At 36.0% G+C, this 21,229-nt stretch carries 23 protein-coding genes; 9 read left to right on the forward strand and 14 right to left on the reverse strand.

Annotation, left to right across the window (positions count from 1 at the left end):
* Positions 1–20 precede the first annotated feature (20 nt).
* The 3 genes from ACQKNZ_RS14800 to ACQKNZ_RS14810 are packed head-to-tail and all read right to left on the reverse strand — an operon-like array spanning position 21 to position 2,503.
* Complete coding sequence (locus tag ACQKNZ_RS14800; RefSeq protein ID WP_144539120.1) at positions 21–791, reverse strand: ABC transporter ATP-binding protein; 771 nt, start codon at positions 789–791, stop codon at positions 21–23.
* Positions 772–1,797, reverse strand: a complete 1,026-nt coding sequence (locus ACQKNZ_RS14805; protein ID WP_144539122.1) for a sensor histidine kinase — start codon at positions 1,795–1,797, stop codon at positions 772–774. Before ACQKNZ_RS14805 ends, ACQKNZ_RS14800 begins: the two co-directional genes overlap by 20 nt.
* A gap of 1 nt (position 1,798) precedes the next feature.
* Positions 1,799–2,503, reverse strand: coding sequence for a response regulator transcription factor (locus tag ACQKNZ_RS14810; protein WP_144539124.1), 705 nt, complete (start codon positions 2,501–2,503; stop codon positions 1,799–1,801).
* Between the two features lie 222 nt (positions 2,504–2,725).
* On the opposite strand from ACQKNZ_RS14810, the gene pnuC reads away from it, so the two are divergent.
* Together pnuC and nadR are read left to right on the forward strand one after the other, a co-directional pair.
* Entirely contained in the window at positions 2,726–3,448 is a 723-nt protein-coding gene (gene pnuC, locus ACQKNZ_RS14815; protein ID WP_144539126.1) for a nicotinamide riboside transporter PnuC, read from the forward strand.
* The gene (nadR, locus tag ACQKNZ_RS14820; RefSeq protein ID WP_191697602.1) at positions 3,426–4,505 is read left to right on the forward strand and encodes a multifunctional transcriptional regulator/nicotinamide-nucleotide adenylyltransferase/ribosylnicotinamide kinase NadR; all 1,080 of its coding nucleotides are present in this window, start codon (positions 3,426–3,428) and stop codon (positions 4,503–4,505) included. The genes pnuC and nadR overlap by 23 nt, the downstream gene beginning before the upstream one ends.
* Positions 4,506–4,576: 71 nt before the next feature.
* Here nadR and ACQKNZ_RS14825 read toward each other — a convergent pair whose 3' ends face one another.
* Both ACQKNZ_RS14825 and ACQKNZ_RS14830 read right to left on the reverse strand, forming a co-directional pair.
* Complete coding sequence (locus ACQKNZ_RS14825) at positions 4,577–4,828, reverse strand: DUF3006 family protein (protein ID WP_144539129.1); 252 nt, start codon at positions 4,826–4,828, stop codon at positions 4,577–4,579.
* 531 nt (positions 4,829–5,359) lie between these two features.
* Complete coding sequence (locus ACQKNZ_RS14830; protein WP_144539131.1) at positions 5,360–6,352, reverse strand: lipoate--protein ligase; 993 nt, start codon at positions 6,350–6,352, stop codon at positions 5,360–5,362.
* Between the two features lie 122 nt (positions 6,353–6,474).
* Here ACQKNZ_RS14830 and yhfH point away from each other — a divergent pair, with 122 nt between their 5' ends.
* Positions 6,475–6,600: a protein YhfH gene (gene yhfH, locus ACQKNZ_RS14835; protein ID WP_144539133.1), complete on the forward strand. Its 126-nt coding sequence runs from the start codon at positions 6,475–6,477 to the stop codon at positions 6,598–6,600.
* A 190-nt stretch (positions 6,601–6,790) separates the two neighbouring features.
* Positions 6,791–7,843 (forward strand): LLM class flavin-dependent oxidoreductase, encoded by a 1,053-nt coding sequence (locus tag ACQKNZ_RS14840; RefSeq protein ID WP_427660448.1) that lies wholly within the window; start codon positions 6,791–6,793, stop codon positions 7,841–7,843.
* Between the two features lie 360 nt (positions 7,844–8,203).
* Here the strand turns inward: ACQKNZ_RS14840 and ACQKNZ_RS14845 are convergent, their stop codons facing one another.
* The 7 genes from ACQKNZ_RS14845 to hemE form a co-directional block, all read right to left on the reverse strand.
* Complete coding sequence (locus tag ACQKNZ_RS14845; RefSeq protein WP_225321642.1) at positions 8,204–8,758, reverse strand: GNAT family N-acetyltransferase; 555 nt, start codon at positions 8,756–8,758, stop codon at positions 8,204–8,206.
* Between the two features lie 105 nt (positions 8,759–8,863).
* Positions 8,864–9,604 carry an alpha/beta hydrolase gene (locus tag ACQKNZ_RS14850; RefSeq protein ID WP_225216120.1) on the reverse strand — a complete coding sequence of 247 codons (741 nt, stop codon included), beginning with the start codon at positions 9,602–9,604 and terminating at the stop codon, positions 8,864–8,866.
* Positions 9,605–9,905: 301 nt separating this feature from the next.
* Positions 9,906–12,095: a YhgE/Pip domain-containing protein gene (locus tag ACQKNZ_RS14855; protein WP_151113032.1), complete on the reverse strand. Its 2,190-nt coding sequence runs from the start codon at positions 12,093–12,095 to the stop codon at positions 9,906–9,908.
* Positions 12,096–12,162: 67 nt separating this feature from the next.
* Complete coding sequence (locus ACQKNZ_RS14860) at positions 12,163–12,732, reverse strand: TetR/AcrR family transcriptional regulator (RefSeq protein ID WP_151113030.1); 570 nt, start codon at positions 12,730–12,732, stop codon at positions 12,163–12,165.
* 93 nt (positions 12,733–12,825) lie between these two features.
* A complete protein-coding gene (locus tag ACQKNZ_RS14865) occupies positions 12,826–13,305 on the reverse strand; it encodes a FixH family protein (protein ID WP_144539142.1) in 480 nt (159 codons plus the stop codon).
* A gap of 163 nt (positions 13,306–13,468) precedes the next feature.
* A complete protein-coding gene (gene hemH / locus ACQKNZ_RS14870; RefSeq protein ID WP_144539186.1) occupies positions 13,469–14,401 on the reverse strand; it encodes a ferrochelatase in 933 nt (310 codons plus the stop codon).
* Between the two features lie 17 nt (positions 14,402–14,418).
* Positions 14,419–15,471 (reverse strand): uroporphyrinogen decarboxylase, encoded by a 1,053-nt coding sequence (hemE, locus tag ACQKNZ_RS14875; protein WP_144539187.1) that lies wholly within the window; start codon positions 15,469–15,471, stop codon positions 14,419–14,421.
* A 293-nt stretch (positions 15,472–15,764) separates the two neighbouring features.
* On the opposite strand from hemE, the gene ACQKNZ_RS14880 reads away from it, so the two are divergent.
* Both ACQKNZ_RS14880 and ACQKNZ_RS14885 read left to right on the forward strand, forming a co-directional pair.
* Positions 15,765–16,253, forward strand: a complete 489-nt coding sequence (locus tag ACQKNZ_RS14880) for an antibiotic biosynthesis monooxygenase family protein (protein ID WP_144539144.1) — start codon at positions 15,765–15,767, stop codon at positions 16,251–16,253.
* Between the two features lie 658 nt (positions 16,254–16,911).
* Positions 16,912–17,217 carry a 2TM domain-containing protein gene (locus ACQKNZ_RS14885; protein ID WP_427660452.1) on the forward strand — a complete coding sequence of 102 codons (306 nt, stop codon included), beginning with the start codon at positions 16,912–16,914 and terminating at the stop codon, positions 17,215–17,217.
* Positions 17,218–17,534: 317 nt separating this feature from the next.
* Here the strand turns inward: ACQKNZ_RS14885 and ACQKNZ_RS14890 are convergent, their stop codons facing one another.
* Positions 17,535–18,731 carry an ABC transporter permease gene (locus ACQKNZ_RS14890; RefSeq protein WP_191697597.1) on the reverse strand — a complete coding sequence of 399 codons (1,197 nt, stop codon included), beginning with the start codon at positions 18,729–18,731 and terminating at the stop codon, positions 17,535–17,537.
* The gene (locus ACQKNZ_RS14895; RefSeq protein ID WP_144539150.1) at positions 18,715–19,464 is read right to left on the reverse strand and encodes an ABC transporter ATP-binding protein; all 750 of its coding nucleotides are present in this window, start codon (positions 19,462–19,464) and stop codon (positions 18,715–18,717) included. Before ACQKNZ_RS14895 ends, ACQKNZ_RS14890 begins: the two co-directional genes overlap by 17 nt.
* 147 nt (positions 19,465–19,611) lie before the next feature.
* On the opposite strand from ACQKNZ_RS14895, the gene ACQKNZ_RS14900 reads away from it, so the two are divergent.
* The 3 genes from ACQKNZ_RS14900 to ACQKNZ_RS14910 all read left to right on the forward strand — a co-directional run bounded on the left by ACQKNZ_RS14900 (position 19,612) and on the right by ACQKNZ_RS14910 (position 21,158).
* The gene (locus ACQKNZ_RS14900) at positions 19,612–20,040 is read left to right on the forward strand and encodes an HIT family protein (protein ID WP_151113022.1); all 429 of its coding nucleotides are present in this window, start codon (positions 19,612–19,614) and stop codon (positions 20,038–20,040) included.
* Between the two features lie 110 nt (positions 20,041–20,150).
* The gene (locus ACQKNZ_RS14905) at positions 20,151–20,675 is read left to right on the forward strand and encodes a tryptophan transporter (protein WP_191697595.1); all 525 of its coding nucleotides are present in this window, start codon (positions 20,151–20,153) and stop codon (positions 20,673–20,675) included.
* Positions 20,676–20,780: 105 nt separating this feature from the next.
* Complete coding sequence (locus tag ACQKNZ_RS14910; RefSeq protein WP_144541780.1) at positions 20,781–21,158, forward strand: YtxH domain-containing protein; 378 nt, start codon at positions 20,781–20,783, stop codon at positions 21,156–21,158.
* The last annotated feature ends 71 nt before the right edge of the window (positions 21,159–21,229 follow it).

A 21,229-nucleotide genomic window follows, 5' to 3' on the forward strand; every position in this document is an offset into this window, starting at 1 on the left:
TTTATTTCCAAGAATTTAAATTAGATTCGTAATGAATTCAGGTCATTCACGTTTCCACCTAACAGAGAAAGAACATTCAATATTCTTTGGAAGAACGTTTGTCTACGATCATCCTTGTATATCTCATTGAAGTATTCTCCGTCCTTGATAAACAACACTCGATCACAGTAGCTTGCCGCTATTGGATCGTGTGTCACCATAATAATGGTCGTGTCACTCAGTTTATTAACCTGTGTCAATACTTCTAACACGTCTCGTGCAGCTTTCGAATCTAAGTTCCCGGTAGGCTCATCAGCAAGAATAATAGAAGGTCTATGTATCAAAGCTCTACCTATTGCAGTTCTTTGTGCTTGACCACCAGATATTTCGGCTGGTCTCTTCTCCAGAATATTCATCAGGTCTAGTGATTCCGCAATTTTTTCTACTTTCTCCTTCATTTTTTCCACTGGCTGCCCATCCAATGTTAAAGGCAAGACCATATTTTCCTCCACAGTGAGCGCTGGGAGCAGATTAAAGTTTTGAAATACAAAGCCAAGCTGTCTTCTTCTAAATAGAGATAAATCATCCTTGTTAAGCTCTAAAGGATTTAAACCATTAATAAGAAGGTCACCTGAAGTAGGGCGATCAATGGTGGATATTATATTGAGTAGTGTGGTTTTTCCGCTTCCTGAAGGTCCCATTACCGCAAGAAATTCTCCCTTTTCCACTTCAAAGCTCAGCTGATTGATGGCGAGGTGAGCCACTTTCCCTTCATAAACCTTTGTTATATCATCAAGTACTAATATCGACATCCATTTCAGTCCTTTCTATTGATTCTAGCTTTTCAAACAGGATAGAAACAGTCGTCCCTTCACCTACGTTAGAGTTAATTTTCATTTTATGGCCTAAACGATTACAAATTTCTTGCGCAAGATATAATCCCATACCGGTAGATTCTCCACTTTTTCGTCCATTTTCTCCAGTAAAAAAAGCCTTGGTTACTCGTTTAATGTCTGAAGCCGGTATGCCAATTCCTTCATCCCTTACACACAGTATTACTTTGTCGTCTTCAATAGTTGTTTCAAAAAATATTTTTTTATTTTCATTCATCGTATATTTAACGGCATTTGTCAAAAATTGAGCCACTACGAAACGAATCCATTTGGCATCTGTCGCTATTACACAGTTCTCGTCCATTTCAATGACAGGATAAACACGATGACTAATAAATAATCGTTTATTTTTAGAAACCTCTTCTGTCACAACTTCCTTCAAATTAACCTGTTCGATATGCATATCCTCTTCAAATGTGTCTAGTCTGGCATTCATGAGAACCGCTTCTAATCCACGCTTCAACCGGTCGGTCTCTTCTAGAACACTTTTTGAATCTACCTGCTCTCCATTTTGGCTCATCATTTCTAATACTGAAATTGGGGTTTTCATTTGATGCACCCAACTGTTCATAAATTGCAGATGTCTATTTTGAGTAGCGTAAAGGAGCTGGACCTCTTTTTGGTACAAGCGATAAATATGCTGTAAATAGATTTCAACCTGCTTTACCTCAGGTGAATGAGCTTCTTTTTGTAGGACAACCTCAATTTTGTTGGGAACAGAGAGAATCTTTTTATAAAAAGACATCCTTTTTACAAAAAGGGTCCCTAAAAAGGTTAGTGTAAGGATTGTACTAATAACAATGGAATAAACTGCAGTATCTATGTTGCGAAAGCCGTCCAACCAGTAGAGGAGCATAATAAATAGCACAAGAAAAAACTGAAATATAATAAAGATGGAATGCTCTCTTATAAATAAACGAAACATCTTATGATTCCTCCGAACTTAGGTTTAAGCGATAACCTGCTCCTCGTACAGTTTCAATCGTAGAAATAACATGATAATCCGCTAGCTTTTTTCGAACACGTGTCATATTCACATTCAGCGTATTTTCATCCACAAATGATTGATCGTCCCATAGTTCCTCCAGAAGCTGTTCCCGTGTTACGACCTTTGGATGATTTCTGATAAGTAAATCTAATATCGTACATTCCTTCTTTTGTAAAGGAATTTCTTCGTTTCCAATATGTAGCTCCATGCGCTCCAAAAACAACTGTAGCTTACCTGTCTTAACTACTCTTTCCTCTTGTTTTGTTGCATATTCACCATAGGTTCTTCTTAAGTGACTTTTTATCTTTGCTAGGACGATTTCGTAATGAAAAGGTTTGGTGATAAAATCATCACCGCCATTTTCAAGAGCGAATATTTGATCCATCTCGCCAGATCTCGCAGAAACAAAAATAATTGGGCAAGTAGTCAGCTGTCTTAATTGACGACACCAGTAATAGCCGTCATAGGATGGCAAGTTTATATCCAGCAATACGATGTGAGGGTTAAAGGCAGTAAACTCCTCCAAAATTTGATCAAAGTCTTCTATTGTATGCACTTCATAGTGGTATTTTCTTAAAGTATCAGCTAGTAGAGCTGCAATTTTTTTGTCATCTTCAACTACTAGCACGCGGTGTGTTTCCACAGGAATCCTCCTCCTATATCTTTCTGTCTTTATCATATCAAAAATACCTTTATTATTCTTTATACACTCTAATATTTCATACAATAATAATATTCTTCTTTTACAAGCTATAAATGTCTTTAGTATTGCTCCCAAATATTTTCATTTTAGTATGCATATTGAATTTATTTCCAAAATAAATTATTGTTTTATTGTTCTATAAATTTAAAAAGGAAGAGCGTGATGGGAATGTTCAAGGACTGGACTTTGTTTGAAAAAGTTTGGTTGGGTGTATTTACTTTAGTAAATATTTATCTTTTTTTCGCTTTCAAAGACTCGTTATTAGGATTTATAAGCTCTATTACAGGTATGCTTTGCGTTGTATTAGTCGCAAAAGGGAAAATCAGTAATTATTATTTTGGTATTGTTCAAACTTCGAGCTATGCTTATATTGCTTATACGTACGGATTGTATGGGGAGTCTATGCTAAATGCGCTGTTCTATTTTCCAATACAGTTTATCGGAATCTATTTGTGGAAGAAGAATTTAACAAAGGTTCAGACGATTGGGGAGGATGTATCTGTTAAAAGGCTCGACCAAAAAGGTTGGATATATGTAATTGGGACTGCCGTAGTAGGTTCCATCGCATATGCGTACCTACTAAATGCTATTGGCGGACAACAGGTACGTTTGGATTCAGCAGCAGTCGTGTTATCTGTTATCGCTCAGATTTTGATGCTTAAACGCTTTGCTGAGCAATGGGTTTTATGGATTATGGTAAATGGATTGACCATTGTGTTATGGGTTATTGTGTTATTACAAACTGGTGGTAATGACTGGGCTATGCTTGTTATGTGGTCAGCATTTTTAGTTAACTCCATTTATGGGTATGTAAACTGGCTGAAAATGCACAAGCAACAGCATAATATACAAGGAGAAGCTTATGAATTACGGCATTCAAATTAGTGAGTATGATCCAAATTTAACGTTTGGCTATTACGGAGGCAAGTTCCTCCCTTTTCACATGGGCCATCTAAGCTGCATTATTAAGGCAGCATCTATGGTAGATGTGCTGTTCGTGGTAGTTGGTTATGATGAAGGGTATGAGCAAAAGCTTTGCCAACATAGTAAATTTAAATGGGTATCTTCCCGACTAAGAGAGCGCTGGGTAACAAAAGCTACTAAGAATTTGCCCAATGTTCGAGTGTTATCTCACTATGAACGACGCTCACCTGATCATATGACAGACCCTTTAGTTAAGCAAGCCAATGATAGTTTGCTTCAAAAGCTTGGAGGAAGGCTAGATTATGTGTTTAGCAGCGAACAAGAATATGACACATACTTTAACAAGTACTTTCCAGCTAGCCAGCATATTATTTTCGACCGCAATAATAGTCCGTTTCCTATTTCAGCAACAGAAATAAGAGCAAGTGGTGTCTATTCATATTGGGATATGCTCCCTTCTGCTGTGAGAGAATCGTATGTGAAAAGGATTTGTTTATGTGGAATAGAATCTACCGGAAAATCCACTATGACCAAGCTGCTCGCTGCTCATTATCTTACGAACTTTATAGAAGAATATGGTAGAACTTTCTACGATGACATTAACGGTTGCTTCGATATTGATATGCCAGAGGATTTTCATCAAATTGCATTTGGACATAGCCATGCTATTCAACAAGCCATACCAACCTCCAATAAAGTACTATTCATCGATACCGAGGAAACTTATACACAATTTTTTCGGATGAAAGGACTTGGTGAAAAAAGCACAGTATTAGAGGAAATGATTAAAAATAAGGTCAATCAAATTGACACTTATATATACTTAGAGCCTCATAATGATTATGAAATGGATGGAACGAGATTGCCTGTGGAAGAAGAAATGAGATTAAGAGATAATGATTATTTAAAAGCTTTGTTTCGTGATTATGGTATAACCCTGCATATAGTGGATGAACAAAATCGTACAGAACGCCTGCAGAAATGTATAGAAATCGTAAATAATTCTTTGAAGTTATGACCATAGAGCTCTAAAGTCTTCTTACAATAAGTAAAATCCAAAATCCCATTCCAAATTGGAATGGGATTTGTTTAATTACTTTTATTTTTTAGTTTCTCTAATAAAGCACTTACTTTTTTATGCTTTTCTAATGTTTCTTCCTTGAAAACTTCCAAGTGATATTTGATGCCATCAAAGGTGATACAGACAATATCTCCTTCTTCTACTGTGACATCAAAAGTAGTAGTTGGCAGAACCAGTTGATTCATTTCCTCTGGTGATTCCCAAAAAACGTACATACCTTCTTCAATTCGATCAAGTGTATATTTTTTATTTGAGCTCACTTACCTTCACTCCCTGAGTATCTGCAACTCCTGTTAAGAGAAATGAAATATTTTTATATGTTAATTTCATTACGATAGATGCATCGTTATTAGAGGAGAAATGTTGCAGAGAATTAGCCAGGTGTTGCGGGTACGAAAAGTGTTGCGAGAAATCTAGGAACTGTTGCAGAGATGATTCGAAGTGTTGCGGGAAATCTCAGAACTGTTGCAGAGAGGGTGCAAAGTGTTGCGCTAAAGGGGTGAAGTGTTGCAGTGATGGTTCGAAGTGTTGCGGGTACGAAAAGTGTTGCGGGAAACCTCGGAACTGTTGCAGAGATAGCTCAAAGTGTTGCGTTTACGAAAAGTGTTGCGAGAAATCTCAGAACTGTTGAGGAGAGGGTGCAAAGTGTTGCGCTAAAGGGGTGAAGTGTTGCGGGAAATCTCGGAACTGTTGCAGAGATGATTCAAAGTGTACCAAAAAAAGCAGTCTATTTCATGTCAGAAATAGACTGCTTTCCCCTTAAAACTAATCGATATTTTCAAGCTACATAATCAATATATAAGATGAACTAACTCTTCCTTGGTAATCCCACCAAAATATTTAGGTACGTCTACAGACTCTAATGCTTGTTCAATTGCTTCTTTGCTGTAATTTTTTCCTACTAGTAAAACCTCTACCTCTTCTACTTCTCCTACTCCAAAGAAGTCGCCGAAGAATTTAACCTCTTCTATAACTCCCTTGTTCACTTCTAAACGAACGTCTACGCTGCCTGTAGGGAATCGGTGGGAATGCTGGATATTAAACTTCGGTGATTTACCATAGTTCCATTCCCATTTTTGATATCTTTCCTCAGATAGCTTATGGATATTAGCCCAGTCCTCTTCTGTTAATTCCCAGTATTGAACTTTGTCCTCTCCGCCAAAAATAGAAGAAAGTATTGCTAAACGGAACTCCTCTACTGTCATCGGTTCATCTAATAAATCAACAATATTTGTAACGCGGCTGCGAATTGATTTAATCCCTTTAGATTCAATTTTTTCTTTTTTTACTTTTAGTGCTGATACAACAGCATCAATCTCTGTATCAAACATTAATGTTCCATGGCTGAACATTCGACCACGGGTGGAGAATTGAGCATTACCGGAGATTTTTTTCCCCTCAGCTAAGATGTCATTTCTGCCTGAAAGTTCTGCGTCTACACCCATTTTTTTTAGTGCATCTACCACGGGTTGTGTGAACTTTTTAAAGTTACGGAAGCTGTCTCCATCATCCTTTGTTAAGAAGCTAAAATTCAAATTTCCAAGATCGTGGTAAACTGCTCCTCCTCCAGAAAGTCGACGTACTGGAATAATACCGTTTTGTTCAACAAAATCTGTATTAATTTCTTCGATTGTATTTTGGTTTCTACCAATGATGATCGATGGCTGATTTATGTAAAAAAGAAGAAATGAATCCTTCTCTACATCCATTGTATTTAAGGCATACTCTTCAATCGCCAGGTTGATGCGTGGATCTGTAATTCCTTTATTATCAATAAAATACATCATTATCACTCCTTTATTCCTATTTTAACAAAATTCAAGGGAATGTGTTGACAAAACATTCTGTGTTATATTACAATGAATTCAATTCAAACAGTTATATAACAGATGGAGGTGGAATTTATATGTTAGAAAACGTATTAGAATTTTTCCGTAACCTGCCCAAAAAGAAATGCGCTACATGCGGCGAGCCAATTGAAGAGCAACATGAATGCTATGGGAACCACTGTGATAAATGCAACAACTTATAATTTTATTTATTTACCAGCTAGAAACTCCCCTTTCTAGCTGTTTTTTTTGCGTTCTTTGATCTCTGAAACTAATAAATCATTTTAACGCTTTAGTGAAATGAATTATTGTTTATAACCAAGCAATATGCTAGGATTAATGATATTAACAATTTTCTGAATTAACAATATTTAAAGAAGGGTTGGATATTAAATGAGATATGGCTTTTGGTTACCTGTATTCGGTGGATGGTTACGTAATGTACAAGATGAAGAAATGCCGGCAACATTTGGATATGTCAAAGACTTAGCACAACAAGCGGAATTTTTAGGCTATGACTTAACACTAATAGCTGAGTTAAATCTAAATGATATCAAAGGGATTGAATCCCCTTCCTTAGATGCGTGGTCAACTGCAGCAGCTATTGCAGCGGTAACTAAACGTCTAGAAATTTTGACTGCCATCCGACCTGGCTTTCATAATCCTGCTTTAACAGCCAAAGCTGCCACTAATATTGATCAGATAAGCGGTGGACGTTTTTCACTTAATGTTGTATCTGCATGGTGGGAGGGTGAAGCTAAGCAATATGGAGGAATTTTCACGGCACATGATGAACGCTATGCCCGAACTGAGGAATTTATAGCCGTTTTAAAAGGGTTATGGAAGGAAAACCCTTTTACCTATAGAGGCCAGTTTTATCAGTACGAAAATACTTATTTATCACCCAAGCCAACGAAACAACATATTCCCTTATATGCCGGGGGAGAAAGCGAAACTGGAAAGCAAACAATTGCTAAAACGTGTGATTCCTATGTAATGCATGGGGGCACAGTAGAGGAAGTCGCTGAAAAGATTGAGGACATGAAACAAAGACGTCAAAAGCTTGGCGATAAACCTTTAGAATCATTTGGAATGTCTGCTTATGTTATTTGTCGAGATACTGAGGAGGAAGTACAACTGGAGCTTGCTCGTATCACAGAAGTAAAAGAAGGATCTCCGGGTTATGATGGTTACAAGGATTTTGTTAGCAAGTCTCATCTTAACGTTGAAGTACAGCTCAAGGATTACTCTGTATCTAACCGAGGATTGCGACCAGACCTAATAGGAACTCCTGAACAACTTGCCAAGAAAATTATTGCCTTTGAGGAAATAGGCGTAAACCTATTAATTCTCCAATTTTCCCCTCAACTTACGGAAATGAAGCGTTTCGCAGAACAAGTAATGCCGCTAGTAGAGAAATTTAAGAGAGAAAAGCAAGAAGTTTGACAGTTGAAGACTTCATAAAAAACCAACTCATACTTGAGTATGACTCATGTGGATTAAGAGAGACAAATTAGCACTCACAAACAAGACTCCGAGCTAGGATAATGGATTAGCTAATTGCTCTCCCTCTGAACACATTCGCCTAGAGCGAAAATCATTTTACTATTTCTCCTTTCTTGTTGAAAATTTAGTATTACCATAATTCTAAAAGTACTAATGAGCTTGGGAATATATTTCCAAGCTCATTACATTTGCAATCGTTTTTTTACTGGTTAGTACAATAACAACCTAGCACAGGCGACGCAAAATCCGAATCTCTTTTCATATGTAATAAAAATAATTTAATTTAAGTAGAACCGAGATTTAATAGAGATATCCTAGAAAATCTAAGTCTCCTTCTGTCCATTCGTTTGTACTAATATTCTTTACCATCAAGTCACTTCTTTCTTCATAGCCTATACCCAAAATAGTTTGATTTCTGTCATCGATTTTTAACCACTTACATTTGTTCTTAACAGATTTGTATCCATTATTTAAATACAATGTCTTGTTGTCGGCAAATAAAAGTAAAAAATCAATATCTTTCTTTACACAGTATTTATCAATTTCTAAAAGTAAAAGCGAAGCAATTCCTTTGGAGCGGTATTCTCGTGAAACACATAAGTCAATTATACCTAGCACTTTTATACGTTTTCCATTAAGATTCATCACTCGGTAATCTAACCCTACCTGTGCCAGAAGGTGTTTCTCCTCATTAAAAACTAAAAATCTAAAATGAGGCACTTGTTTAAAATAAATTCTATTATTTGGATAAATATCTTTAAAGCACTCCGTCAATAACTCTTGAATATTTTCAGTCAGTTCATTGTCAATATCGCACTCTATAATCTTTTTTATCTTCATATTATCTGGATGCATATAAAATATCCCTTCTAAGCTATTCTTCTTTTAATAAACAATACATAAAGCACTCCACCCGCCATCTAGAAGGAAAGCTACTGTTAAGTTGAAGGCTCATTAAAACTACCATGTTAAATCATTTAAGAATGTAAGAATATCTTTGTTAACTTCGTTAATATCATCGCCTAATGTCATTAAATGTTTAGAGTTCGGATATCCCTTCATTATTTTTTGGTTCGTCGCTACGCTTTGAAAAATTACCTCTGCACTCTCTTTATACAATAGTTCATCCAATTCACCATATAAAATACTGATTGGTGACGTTATAAGTGATAATTTATCCATCGTTATATCAATTAGCTGCTGGAACTCAACTAATGAATCGATAGACATATTTTGAAGGTGTTTTATTTCTAAGTTTATTTGGGCTTCTTTCTTTCCTTCTAGTTGTTTGTATCTCTTTGCATAATGAAAGACACGCTTTTGTAGAAAATTAGCTTCCCTATGTATTGGAACTGACATTGTCACAACACCATTTACCTCCAACTCTTGACTAACTTTTAATGCAAACACACCTCCAAGAGAGAGACCAATCACAGCAATCTTTTCAAAACCTTCATCCTTTAATACCTGGTAGCCGTTTAGCACATCTTGCCACCAATCTGATGGTCTATATGTCAGAAGTTCTTCTGCTGTTAAACCATGCCCACTGTACAATAGTCCATAGCAAGAATAATTGTTCTTTTGCAAATACCTTCCTAACTTTTTCATATCATTCGTATTGCTTGTAAAAGAATGCAATAGTAAAACTGCCTTGTCCCCACTTTTATAGAAAAAAGGCTTAGGAGGTATTATTTTCATCATAATTTTGAGCTCCTCACTAACTTATTTTTATTTTTATTAAATATTCTATTAGAGCGGAAACTAATATAGTGTAGGTGTCACCGTTCCATTTTACGATAAAAACCTTTTCCATTTAACATAGCATATATTTGTTAATTTCATATACTATTAATACATGTACATTTGTCACTCTGTTGAGTGGAACGACAGGACACGACTTATGCGGTATTATTGTTCGTATCTTTTCACATAAATAGAAATTATGAAATTGATTCAATAAATAAGAAAAAGCCCATCTTCATTACAGAGATGGGCTTTCATATTATGCTTCTTTTGGTTGTTTAGAATAGCGTTTTGCAAACAATAACATAAAGTAACCAAATGTTATCGCCAAGCAGACTACCATAAATCCAAGCAAGAAGCTGTTATTTTGCCAGAAATGACTTAAATCACCTGTAGAAATTGATGCTTTAAAGCTTTGAACAGAATAAGTCATTGGCAGCAATTTATTAAAGAATTGTAACGGTGCTGGTATTAGTTCTAATGGGAATGTACCTGCACTTGTAGTAAGCTGCAAAATCAAGATTACGATTGCAACAAATCGACCTGGATCGCCTAGTATAGAAACTAACAACTGTATTAGCGCTAAGTATGTGAAGCTTGTAATAACTGCAGAAAGGATGAATAATCCAACACTTTGAGTTTCTAGTTTTAAAACAAATAGTGCCACTGCTACTACAAACAACGATTGAATAATCCCTACTGCACCAAGAACTGTTACTTTACTTGTAAACCATTTAGCCCCACTTGTAGGAGCAATAACAGGCTGAACAAATGGGAATACGATAGAAATTAACAAAGCACCTACAAATAAACCAAGTGATAAGAAATAAGGTGTGAATCCTGTTCCATAGTTAGGTACCTCATTGACTCCTATAACATCAACATCTACCGGAGAAGCTACCATTTCATAAGTAGATTCAGATGCATTTACTTCTCCTGCTTGTTCACTCGCTTCTTTTAAACTAGATTGTAAAGTGTCAGTTCCATCAGCTAATAACTGTGTACCTTCTACTAGTTTAGTAGATCCATCCGCTAATTCTCCCGACTTCTCAGCAAGTGTACCTGTTCCCTCTTTCAATTGAGAAGAACCTGATGCTAATTCGTTCAAGCCATTCACTAGACTTGATGAGCCAGAATATGCCTGATTGATACCTGCGTTAAATTCGTTCATTTTTTCTTCTAAAGTCTTAGTACCGCCAGCAAGACTTGCTGAACCTTCTAATAAAGCTGTGGAAGATGAGGCTAATTTTGATACCCCTTGTTGAGCTTGTGAGTAACCTCCACTCAATTGTTCTGCTCCACTAACTATTTGAGCTGTTCCACTAGTTAGATTTTTTGTTCCACCAGCCAATTGCTCTAAGCCAGAGGAAACAGAAGTACTACCAGCTTCTAGTTTTGCCAAGGTTTCTGTAATTGCAGCAGACTGTTCTGGTGGTAAAGCAGCTGTTATTTGGCCTAATTGTTGAGACAATGCTTGAATGCCAGCTGTTACATTAGCAGAACCTTGAGCAAGTTGATTTGTACTGTCGTTCAATTTAGAACTACTAGCTTGTAGCTTAGTTAAAGAATCAAGTAGACCTTTTTCTTTCTCACTTAGTAATTGATAACTTTCATTTAATTTATCTACACCTGCAGTATAGTCTTGGATACCACTATTTAAAGCAGTAGCCCCTGATGCTGTTTGACTAACACCATTCGTTAACTGGGAAGATCCATCAGCAAGCGTTGCTAAACCTTTGTTTAAATCTACAGAACCATTAGCAGCCGACTGGATACCCTCTACAACCGTACTAGTGCCGTCTCTTAACTCAATCGTGCTACTAGCTAATTGTTCAAGATAACCTTTTAAATTGGAGGCACCATTATTAACTTCTACTACCCCGTCCTTTAGTTGACCAGCACCATCAGATGCCTCTGCAAATCCATCCCCTAGCTTAGTAATGGAATCAAATAATTGCTCTGCATAGGTTGCCGATACTTGTTCATTTACTTCAGCTCGGATTCGATCCATAGCTGTTTCTCCTATTTGCGAAGATAAGAAATTATATCCTTCATTTGCTTTATAAGTGATCACCATTTTCTCTGGCTTCTCATCTAACAAAGTTGTTGCATGTGCAGAAAAGTTATCTGGAATCTCGATTAATAAATAATAATCTTGGTTTAATAGGCCTTCATCAGCCTCTTTTTCAGACACAGATACAAATTTAAATTGACCACTTTCTCGGAGCTTATCTGTTAGTTCCTTACCAAGGGAAAGCTCAGTCCCGTTGAATTCCGCTCCCTCATCTGAGTTAACGACCGCTACAGGCAGGTCACTTAGATTAGCATACGGATCCCAGAATGCCCACAAGAACATTCCAGCGTACATCACTGGAATAAATAAAACAGCAATTACTGAAATCAATAACTTTTTGTTTTTAAAAATACTTTTCCATTCCGATTTTATCATTTAAATACCTCCTAATACTGTATGACCGATATGTCCATTCGGTCATTTTATGCTAAAAAAATGAGTCTCAAATTGCGAGACTGCGAAAAATTGTGTCTTGAAAGAAGTTAGCTATCTCTTCTTCGGTTAAAGAATTATCATGGGTTAAATTCCAGTCATTCACAAATCCAACGTATGCCTTTAATAATAAATATGCTACAAGTTCTTCGTTTACTTGTCGGATTTCACCTTTTTGTACATACTTATTAATCTTTTCGCCTATGAACGAAACAATAGCTTGTTCGACTTGTCCAATTACTTGTTTTACTGCTGGGGTTTTCCATTGTGTTTCTTCGTCAATTATTTTAGCGTATAATTGATGAGTTTCTCGGAACTCAAGCATCTTCATTAGAGCAGCATGAGCATTTTGTTGGAAAGGTGCTTCTTCAATAATTACATTAAGAGCCTCCTGCTTCATCTCTTCGATCATGCGGAGAACAATTTCTTGAAATAAGACTTCCTTATTTTCAAAAAAATTATAAATAGTACCTTTTCCTACATTTGCAATCTTTGCAATCTGCTCCATTGTAGTAGCTTTATATCCGAAAAGAGAAAAGGACTTATTGGCAGCTAGTAAAATTTCCTGTTTACGGTCCATTTGGTTACCCCCTCACTAAAAAAATGACTAGAAAACCATTTCGGTCAACTAGTCATTATAATACTCTCTATTTTTTATTTATGCAAGTATTATTTAATGATTTCCATCACTATGCTCCATATGATTCATCGAGTTATCGCTATCATCTGGTAACACTTTACTCATATCTGGATTTCCAACGGTAAGCTCTTGTTTTGGCATTACGTGAAGACCTCTTGCTGTTGTATGAGCAAACATATAATAAACTCCGTCATGATCAAAGGTAAAATTCGCTTCATAAACACCATCTTCTGTAAGTATTCCTTCTACCATATGTCCTTCTTCACGCAATCCTGATTCCCAAACTTCAAACTCCACAGAGTCTGCATCATTCACGGCTTCCTTACTTTGTGTCACTTTTGCAGAAAGAACTACCTCTTCACCTACCTGTAACTTCTCAGGTGTTTGAATTTCTACAATAACCTCATCCAATGTTCCTTGATGGCTCGTACTTGTATGAGTTTCTTCCTTCTCTCCACATCCGACTAGCGTGAAAGCTACTAGTAGCGCAAGCACCATAATTGTCTTTTTCATTCGTATAATCCTCCTAGATTGGCAATATAATTATTTACAGCAGCTGTTCTTTTTACCCCAGTGATCGTATACCGTTATATGTAGTTTCTTCTACTCCACTTATTAAAAATGCTCTAAAAGCTATCAACTTTTAGAGCATTTTATTTACTTATCGTTTTTTCGACTAAGCTTTTAAATGCTTAAGTACTACATCTGCCATCGCATCAATAAATTGAGGTTGGTCGTTCGGCATAGCAGGACGCACATAATTAGCACCAATTTCATCACAAACTACTTTACATTCGTAATCATTGTCGTAAAGAACTTCTAAGTGTTCTGCAACAAATCCTACTGGAGTATAAACAAATGTTGTGTAACCCTTTTCCTTGTATAAATCATGAGTTAAGTCTTGCACATCTGGCCCAATCCATGGCTCTGGTGTTTGACCTGCACTTTGCCAGCCCACTGCATAATTTTTCACGCCAGCAGCCTCTGCGATTAGTTCTGCAGTTTCTTTTAGTTGATCTTCGTATGGATCTCCCATTGTCTTAATTTTTTCAGGTAGAGAGTGAGCAGATACGATTAAACAAGCTTTTTCACGTTGCTCTTCTGACATTTTTGCAAATGCCTCGCTTACTTTATCGCTCCAATACTGGATAAACTTAGGCTCTGTATACCAGCTTTCTACTGAAGTAATTTTTAGGTTGCCAAGTTTTTCTGCTTCTTCTTTAATACGTCCATTATAGGATTTAATAGAGAACGTAGAGAAATGTGGAGCTAATACGATGGAAACTGCTTCTGTAATTCCATCTTTATGCATTTCTGCAACTGCGTCTTCTAAGAACGGCTCAATATGCTTTAAACCTATATATAGTTTAAATTCGATTTCATCTTGTACTTCATTTAAACGGTTGCAAAGACCTTTTGCTTGGTTTTCCGTGATTTTTGCAAGTGGAGAAATACCTCCAATTGCTTTATAGCGACCTGTTAAATCATCTAATTGTTCTTCACTTGGTTTGCGACCATGACGAATATGCGTATAGTAACGTTCAATATCCGCTTCCTCGTATGGTGTTCCATATGCCATTACTAATAGTCCCATTGTTTTCTTCATAATTCTCACCTCTAAATTTTTTAATTAGATTTCGCTGAAATAAGTTCTCTACTATAATCATGGATAAGAGCAGTTAAGCGTTTTAAGACATCAGGATCTACTTCAGGGAATACTCCGTGTCCAAGGTTAAATATATGACTTGGATGAGCCACACCTTGTTCAATAATCAGTTTTGCACGTTTTTCAATTTCCGCCCATTCCCCAATTAGATAAGAAGGATCTAAATTACCCATTAAAGGTTTAGTTAGTCCTTTTGCACGGGCTTCTTCGATGGATAAACGCCAGTCGATTCCCACCACGTCTACAGGTAGGTCATGCCATTCCATTGCTAAGTGGCTTGCTCCTACACCAAATGTGATTAAAGGAACGCCTGTTTCACGCAGTTCTGAAAAGATACGTGTCATAATCGGTTTGATGAAAATACGATAATCTGCTACGTTTAATGCACCAACCCACGAATCAAAAATTTGAATAGCCTTAGCTCCCGCTTTAACCTGTGCTTTTATGTACACAACAATCATATCTGCAAGCTTGTCCATTAAAGCAAACCATGCTTGTGGCTCAGACACCATAAATGCTTTCGTTTTGTTGTAGCTTCTGGAAGGTCCTCCCTCAATCATGTAGCTCGCTAATGTGAATGGAGCACCAGCAAAACCAATTAGAGGAACACTTAATTGTTCAGTAGTCAATAACTTAATAGTATCTAGTACAAATGGTACGTGATCTTCTGGAGAGAACTCGCCTAGATTCGCCACGTCTTGCACTGTGCGTATTGGATTTGAAATGACCGGCCCAACACCTGATTTTATTTTTACATCTACTCCAATTCCTACAAGCGGAGTTACAATATCTTTATAAAGTATCGCTGCATCCACGTTATAGTTTTCTACTGGTAGGCGTGTTACATACGCGCAAAGCTCTGGCTCGTGAGTAATTTGCTCTAAAGAGTATTTCTCTTTAATTTTTCTGTACTCTGGTTGGGACCTGCCTGCTTGTCTCATATACCATACAGGAGTATGTTCCACTTTTTCCCCGCGCGCTGCACGTAAAAGTGTGTCATTAAAAGTCGTCATTTCATTTCCTGCCTTTCTTGATAACATGTTATTTTAGACCTAATGTTTTTACGATGAATTCTCTTCATACTTTACTACAATGTAAAAAAAAAATCTTTTTAATTGCTTTGATAACGATTACATCCCGTTTCAAATATACGATTCAACTATAGACGTTTCTTTAATTAATGTATAGTTATATACGGTAATTGTCATAAATTTGTCCTGATTTCAAACCTTACTTTGAAATGAAAGTTTTTAAATTTGCAAAATTGGGGAAAAGTATAAATACAAAATATTTAGGAGGAAATTATATGAAATTATACATGACATCTGGAACACCTGAATTCATGCAATCCATTAAAGATAAAAATCCAAAAGAGGATTTGTATATTTTACATGGTGCAGGAAACTCTGTCCTCATACAAGAAACATCTGGAAAGTCCGTCTTCCAAGTCCCTCGTGTTTATGAAATTTTAGAAACGCTCGGTAATTTTAGTGAGAATGGCTACTTTGTCCTTCAGCATGTACCAGTATCGGACGAAGGTAAGTCTATTTTTGAGTACCAATATACAAATTTATCCCCTACAGTGCAATCAAATCCCGGTTTTATAGCATTAAGAGTGCTAAAGCCTTTAAAATCAGACACGTACATCATTTTATCAGAATGGACAGGAGCAAGCAGCTACGAAACATGGGAAAAATCAGTTACTCTAGACTTCACAAGCGTAGCAGATAAGCAACAGCTTTTCACAAGCGCCCCATATAAATCTACCTATCGTTCCAAATCAGAGGAAGAGTAATAAACGATTAGGCAAATTAATGAGAAGGCGAGTACTTATAGAAGTTTTTATTTAGGTGGTAACTGGCATTATTAGTTTACCACCTAAGTAATTAGCGTTTCCTTATATAAATCTTTAACAACAAGATAATAGTCTATATTCCACACATTGTCCTACACAGTTTAACTTAAGCTCCCGAGTTCCAAGAATTCCGGTCCTTAAAGAATCTATGAATAGTAATTACCATTATATATCTTGCTAGTAAGCTGAGTAGCTTCATTAATTACGTAATTTGCATATACTTTTCAGCATAAGCTGATATTCCCTCGGACTACAAAGTCTCAATTTTATTAGCAGTTTGTTCATTTCTCATTCTTTTCACTCCGAACTTTGAGTTATAAAATTTTTTTATTTTTATCATAGATTTATACCCCCATATCAAACTGTTCGGGTAATAATTGATATTAAGTAAAGTATTCCTACTTTTAATATAGAAGAGATTATAAAGAAGTAGATGGGAGGAAAATACATAGCCATACCTCCCCGATAAAAATCATACTGATTCCCCCACAGTTGTATATTTACGAGAATATATAATTTTTAAAAATCCATTTAATATTTGGTATTTATGGTAAATTTAAATTAGGTATAAATATGCAGTAATGGAGGAAATGAGAAAATGGAACAAGATGAGATTTATCTACGAGCTAAAAAGAAGGTAGAGAATTTAAAATCGTTTTATATTCATTTAACGGTCTATGTACTAGTTAACCTAATGCTCTTTTTGATAAATATAATATCTGACCCAAGTTATTTATGGTTTTTATATCCTCTTGGAGGTTGGGGAATAGGTGTTGCTATACATGGTTTTACAACTCTTTCCCTTGGGAAGCTAGGAGCAGAGTGGGAAGAACGTAAGATTAAAGAGTATATAGAGAAGATAAAATCTGAAACCTATGTTTTTAAGACATGTAAGTTTAGGTAGTTTTAAATTTTTTGAAATTAACCAACTTTTAATTTGTAAATGATTACATTAAAACTGGCTGTGTTCTTTAAAGAAAGCGAAATACAATGAGCTTGGAAATATACATTTTCCAGCTCATTGTATTTTTATTTCCTACATAATTACAAACACCCATTTTATTAAAGTGAAGTTTCTCTATCTTAAGCTGTCTGCTGTTCATCCTCAACTTGTTACTAATAAGGAATCTAGTAAAAAAATATAAACAAAAAAAACCCGCAATTGTTAGTTTGGTGTCTAACATTTACGGGGCAGTATACTCAATTACTTGAGGTTTTAATTTAAATTTTAGTCATACGTAAAGTCACTTCTGATATTCCTAGCACTGCTACTGGTATTAAGAACATTACAGAAGCATAATCACCTTGGATTAAAACACCTATTAAAACAGCAACCGCCTGAATTAACTGAAGGAATCGAATCATACGAGCTACTGCATGCTTTCTTGCATCCTTTTCAATAGGAAACAATAGGTCCATTCTAAACTCATGTCCAGACAATAAAGCGTGCTTTATCTGAATAACGGTAGCAAACGCAAGGGCAGCCGCAAATATAATAGACACGATTGGGAATGGGATGAATATAGCTCCAATCATTGCAAGCCCAGTTAAACGCAGCCATAAATAGAAGAAGTCATTTGTACGGATGAAAGTTCTCATAACTAGGTAAAGCTGTGTATTCCTTTGTCCATATCCGGCAAGTTTATAGAATGCATCTAACCATTTTCTTCTTTTCGTCATTCCGCGGATGTGCGGAACATCTGTAAAGTAATTAGCAAATCGATAGAATCTCATCATACGAGATTGCTCGACTACAATAAAATGCTCGAAAGGAAATGGAACTTCTTTTTTCTTTTTAACCCATGCCATTGTGTAAACGAATTGCACAATAACTACTAAAATCATAAATAAATAGCTTCCATTCAATAGGAAGTACAATGATACCAATATTAGTAGGAAGCGAAGAAAACGATCTCCCCATACTCCTCTTCCATTTGAAGCCCAACGAAAGTTGAATTCAGTATGGATACTCCAATACTTGAATATTAATAAAAAAATTAATAGAGCAATGATTTCTTCCTTTGTACTACCTGCCACTCTTGTCAATAAAGGTATAGCAACGACAAATGCTGCTAGGGTGACAAATATTGAGGAGAAATAAGTCCATCGAAGAGCAAGTCGTATGTACTCCCCTAACTTGGTCTCCAATGGTAAAAAGTACACGCTGTCCGCATTTTTCAAAAGTGTAACCGGCGTGCTTAATGTAACTAAGATGCTTAATATTAAAGCTACAACCAAATATGCGGGAAAATCCTTAGGAGCTGAGTTTAGCCATTCGCTATACGTATAACCTAAAGCGCCAATTGCAAATACGATGACAATAGCCAAATGACCAGAAACAATAAACTTCAAATATTTCTGCAGCTCATTTATATAGAAAACAAATCGTTTACTCCATACCTCACGCAAATTGTTCATCTTGTTGTTCCTTTGTCATTTCAATATAAAGATCATCTAAAGTTGCATGAGGCATTTTAAATGCTGCTCGTAAATCTGTCATAGTCCCTTGTGCACGAATTTTCCCGTTATGCAAAAGAAGAATACGATCGCAGTATCTTTCGGCAGTTGATAATATGTGAGTGGACATTAGAACAGAAGCGCCCTCGTCCTTTCTTGACTTCATCTGATCAAGCAACGACTGAATTCCTAGGGGATCTAACCCAACAAAAGGCTCGTCAATAATATACAAGGATGGGCTAACTAAAAATGCACACATAATCATTACTTTTTGTCGCATCCCTTTTGAGAAATGGGTTGGAAACCAGTTCAACCTTTTTTCCATTCTAAACTCTTTTAATAGAGATGCTTTTCTTGCCTCAAATACGTCCTTATCTAAATTATAGGCCATTGCTGTAAGCTCTAAATGCTCATTTAACGTTAGCTCGTCATACAACACTGGGGTTTCAGGAATATAAGAAAAAGAAGAGCGATAAAGTGCTGGGTCATCCTTTAATGATTTACCATTAAGTAGAATTTCCCCTTTTGCAGCATTCATTGTTCCAATTATATGTTTGATTGTTGTACTCTTCCCTGCTCCATTTAATCCGATTAATCCAACTAATTCCCCTTTATTAATGGAAAAGTCTAAATCATGTAATACAGGCTTTCTTGTGTATCCTCCTGTTACATTTTTTACTTCTAATACAGTCATTTCTACACCTCTATTCTTCTTATTTATAATTTTACCAAAGCCTGCCTTAAAAATCTCCTTTCAATTTCAATCAATGTTTAGAAAAGAAAAACAAACTTGTCCTATTATATGTTAAACTCATCCTAACAATGAATAGGAGGTTTTTTCATGACTAACTGTATTTTTTGTAAAATAATTGATGGTTCCATTCCAAGTGCAAAAATTTATGAGGATGAGTATGTCTATGCTTTTATGGATATTATGCCCTTAACTAAAGGACATACTTTAATTATTCCTAAAAGTCACAAGGAAAATGTATATGACTTAAGTGAAGAAGAGGCAAGCAACTTGTTTAAGGTAGTCCCAAAAATCGCGACTGTATTGAAGGATACATTCGGACCCGTTGGGATGAACTTATTAAATAATAACGGTGCCCCAGCTGGGCAAAGCGTCTTCCATTTTCACTTGCATTTCATTCCACGCTACGATCAAACAGACGGACTGAAGCTTACTTGGAACACAAAAGAAAAAACTTATTCATCAGAAATGATTCAAGAGTTAGCCAAAGAACTATCAGATAAATTAATGTCCAACTAATTGCTTTTATAAGGAAAAAGCCTTACAATCATAAATAAGATTCTTGCTAACGATCATGAGGATACGTTAGAAGAACCAAATAGTTGAGAAAAGTTGAGGAGAGATGAGAAATGAATACGAAAAATCTTGTGCTAATGTCGTTGCTAGTCGGTGTGGGAGCTGTGCTTTATATTATTATTCCAGGTTTTAATGGGGGTATGAAGCCAGATTTTATGTTGACGATGATGTTTATTGGAATATTATTATTCCCAGAAATTAAAAATGTCTTTTTACTAGGGCTATCTACAGGAATTATATCGGGATTGTTTTCTACCTTCCCTGGAGGATTTGTTCCTAATATTATTGACAAGTTAATAACTGCTTTAGTTTTCTTCGGATTAGTGATATTACTTAAAAAGTTAGCAAACAAATTAGCGACTGCAATTGTTTTAACGTGTATTGGAACATTAGTCTCTGGTACTGTATTCCTATCTACTGCTATATTCATCTTCAATGCAGGCGCAGTCTTTACAGAACTTTTCGTAATTGTCGTTTTACCAGCGGTCTTTATAAACGGTATAGCGTTTTTTATCATTTATCCGATTGTCGGAAAACTTGTAAGACGCTCCAATTTTAAGACAGCACTTACTATTTAAATACCAAAAGCTTTCCTTTTACAAGGAAAGCTTTTTTTGTATTCAATATTATGTTTTAATAATGGAAAGGAAAGGAATAATATATACATATAAGGAGTGATTTGAATGAAAGTATCACAATTATTAATTGGTGTAGCTCTTGGAGCATTAACAGGAGCTACGACCGTACTTTTATCCACCCCTAAAAGTGGTACAGAAGTTAGGGAAAATATTAAAACCGTATCTGCCGATTACAAAGAAAAGCTCTCTGATATTAACGATCAGCTACGTAAAGTAAAAGTATCCATACAAAGCTTAAAGGCAGAATCACAGGTAATGATTCCAAGAACAGTAAAGGACGTAAAAGAAAGCGTCGAAAAGTGGCAAAATGGTACACTGCCTCTCCAGCAACAACTACAAAATGAAATTTCTTCTATCCAATCAGCTATTGAACAGCTTGAGCAAGCACTTCCTAAGAAAAATGAGGTTGCAGAAACCCGCTAAAAAGAAGTATGCATTTAGTCTTTTAGATTAAAGGCATACTTTTTTTAAAAGAATATGGAGGTGCTTTCCCC

Origin of the sequence: Psychrobacillus sp. NPDC093200 (assembly GCF_050280345.1) — a bacterium.
GTDB classification, from domain to species: Bacteria; Bacillota; Bacilli; order Bacillales_A; family Planococcaceae; genus Psychrobacillus; species Psychrobacillus faecigallinarum.

Excerpts from the sequence above, each read along its gene's own strand:
- ACQKNZ_RS14910 (WP_144541780.1), top strand. The coding sequence starts at position 20,781 with ATGAAAGTATCACAATTATTAATTGGTGTAGCTCTTGGAGCATTAACA.
- ACQKNZ_RS14845 (WP_225321642.1), bottom strand. The coding sequence starts at position 8,758 with ATGCATCCAGATAATATGAAGATAAAAAAGATTATAGAGTGCGATATT.
- ACQKNZ_RS14860 (WP_151113030.1), bottom strand. The coding sequence starts at position 12,732 with ATGGACCGTAAACAGGAAATTTTACTAGCTGCCAATAAGTCCTTTTCT.
- ACQKNZ_RS14850 (WP_225216120.1), bottom strand. The coding sequence starts at position 9,604 with ATGATGAAAATAATACCTCCTAAGCCTTTTTTCTATAAAAGTGGGGAC.
- ACQKNZ_RS14880 (WP_144539144.1), top strand. The coding sequence starts at position 15,765 with ATGAAATTATACATGACATCTGGAACACCTGAATTCATGCAATCCATT.
- ACQKNZ_RS14800 (WP_144539120.1), bottom strand. The coding sequence starts at position 791 with ATGTCGATATTAGTACTTGATGATATAACAAAGGTTTATGAAGGGAAA.
- ACQKNZ_RS14905 (WP_191697595.1), top strand. The coding sequence starts at position 20,151 with ATGAATACGAAAAATCTTGTGCTAATGTCGTTGCTAGTCGGTGTGGGA.
- ACQKNZ_RS14855 (WP_151113032.1), bottom strand. The coding sequence starts at position 12,095 with ATGATAAAATCGGAATGGAAAAGTATTTTTAAAAACAAAAAGTTATTG.
- ACQKNZ_RS14885 (WP_427660452.1), top strand. The coding sequence starts at position 16,912 with ATGGAACAAGATGAGATTTATCTACGAGCTAAAAAGAAGGTAGAGAAT.
- ACQKNZ_RS14895 (WP_144539150.1), bottom strand. The coding sequence starts at position 19,464 with ATGACTGTATTAGAAGTAAAAAATGTAACAGGAGGATACACAAGAAAG.
- hemE (WP_144539187.1), bottom strand. The coding sequence starts at position 15,471 with ATGACGACTTTTAATGACACACTTTTACGTGCAGCGCGCGGGGAAAAA.
- yhfH (WP_144539133.1), top strand. The coding sequence starts at position 6,475 with ATGTTAGAAAACGTATTAGAATTTTTCCGTAACCTGCCCAAAAAGAAA.
- ACQKNZ_RS14840 (WP_427660448.1), top strand. The coding sequence starts at position 6,791 with ATGAGATATGGCTTTTGGTTACCTGTATTCGGTGGATGGTTACGTAAT.
- ACQKNZ_RS14830 (WP_144539131.1), bottom strand. The coding sequence starts at position 6,352 with ATGTATTTTATTGATAATAAAGGAATTACAGATCCACGCATCAACCTG.
- pnuC (WP_144539126.1), top strand. The coding sequence starts at position 2,726 with ATGGGAATGTTCAAGGACTGGACTTTGTTTGAAAAAGTTTGGTTGGGT.
- ACQKNZ_RS14900 (WP_151113022.1), top strand. The coding sequence starts at position 19,612 with ATGACTAACTGTATTTTTTGTAAAATAATTGATGGTTCCATTCCAAGT.
- ACQKNZ_RS14805 (WP_144539122.1), bottom strand. The coding sequence starts at position 1,797 with ATGTTTCGTTTATTTATAAGAGAGCATTCCATCTTTATTATATTTCAG.
- ACQKNZ_RS14890 (WP_191697597.1), bottom strand. The coding sequence starts at position 18,731 with ATGAACAATTTGCGTGAGGTATGGAGTAAACGATTTGTTTTCTATATA.
- ACQKNZ_RS14865 (WP_144539142.1), bottom strand. The coding sequence starts at position 13,305 with ATGAAAAAGACAATTATGGTGCTTGCGCTACTAGTAGCTTTCACGCTA.
- nadR (WP_191697602.1), top strand. The coding sequence starts at position 3,426 with ATGAATTACGGCATTCAAATTAGTGAGTATGATCCAAATTTAACGTTT.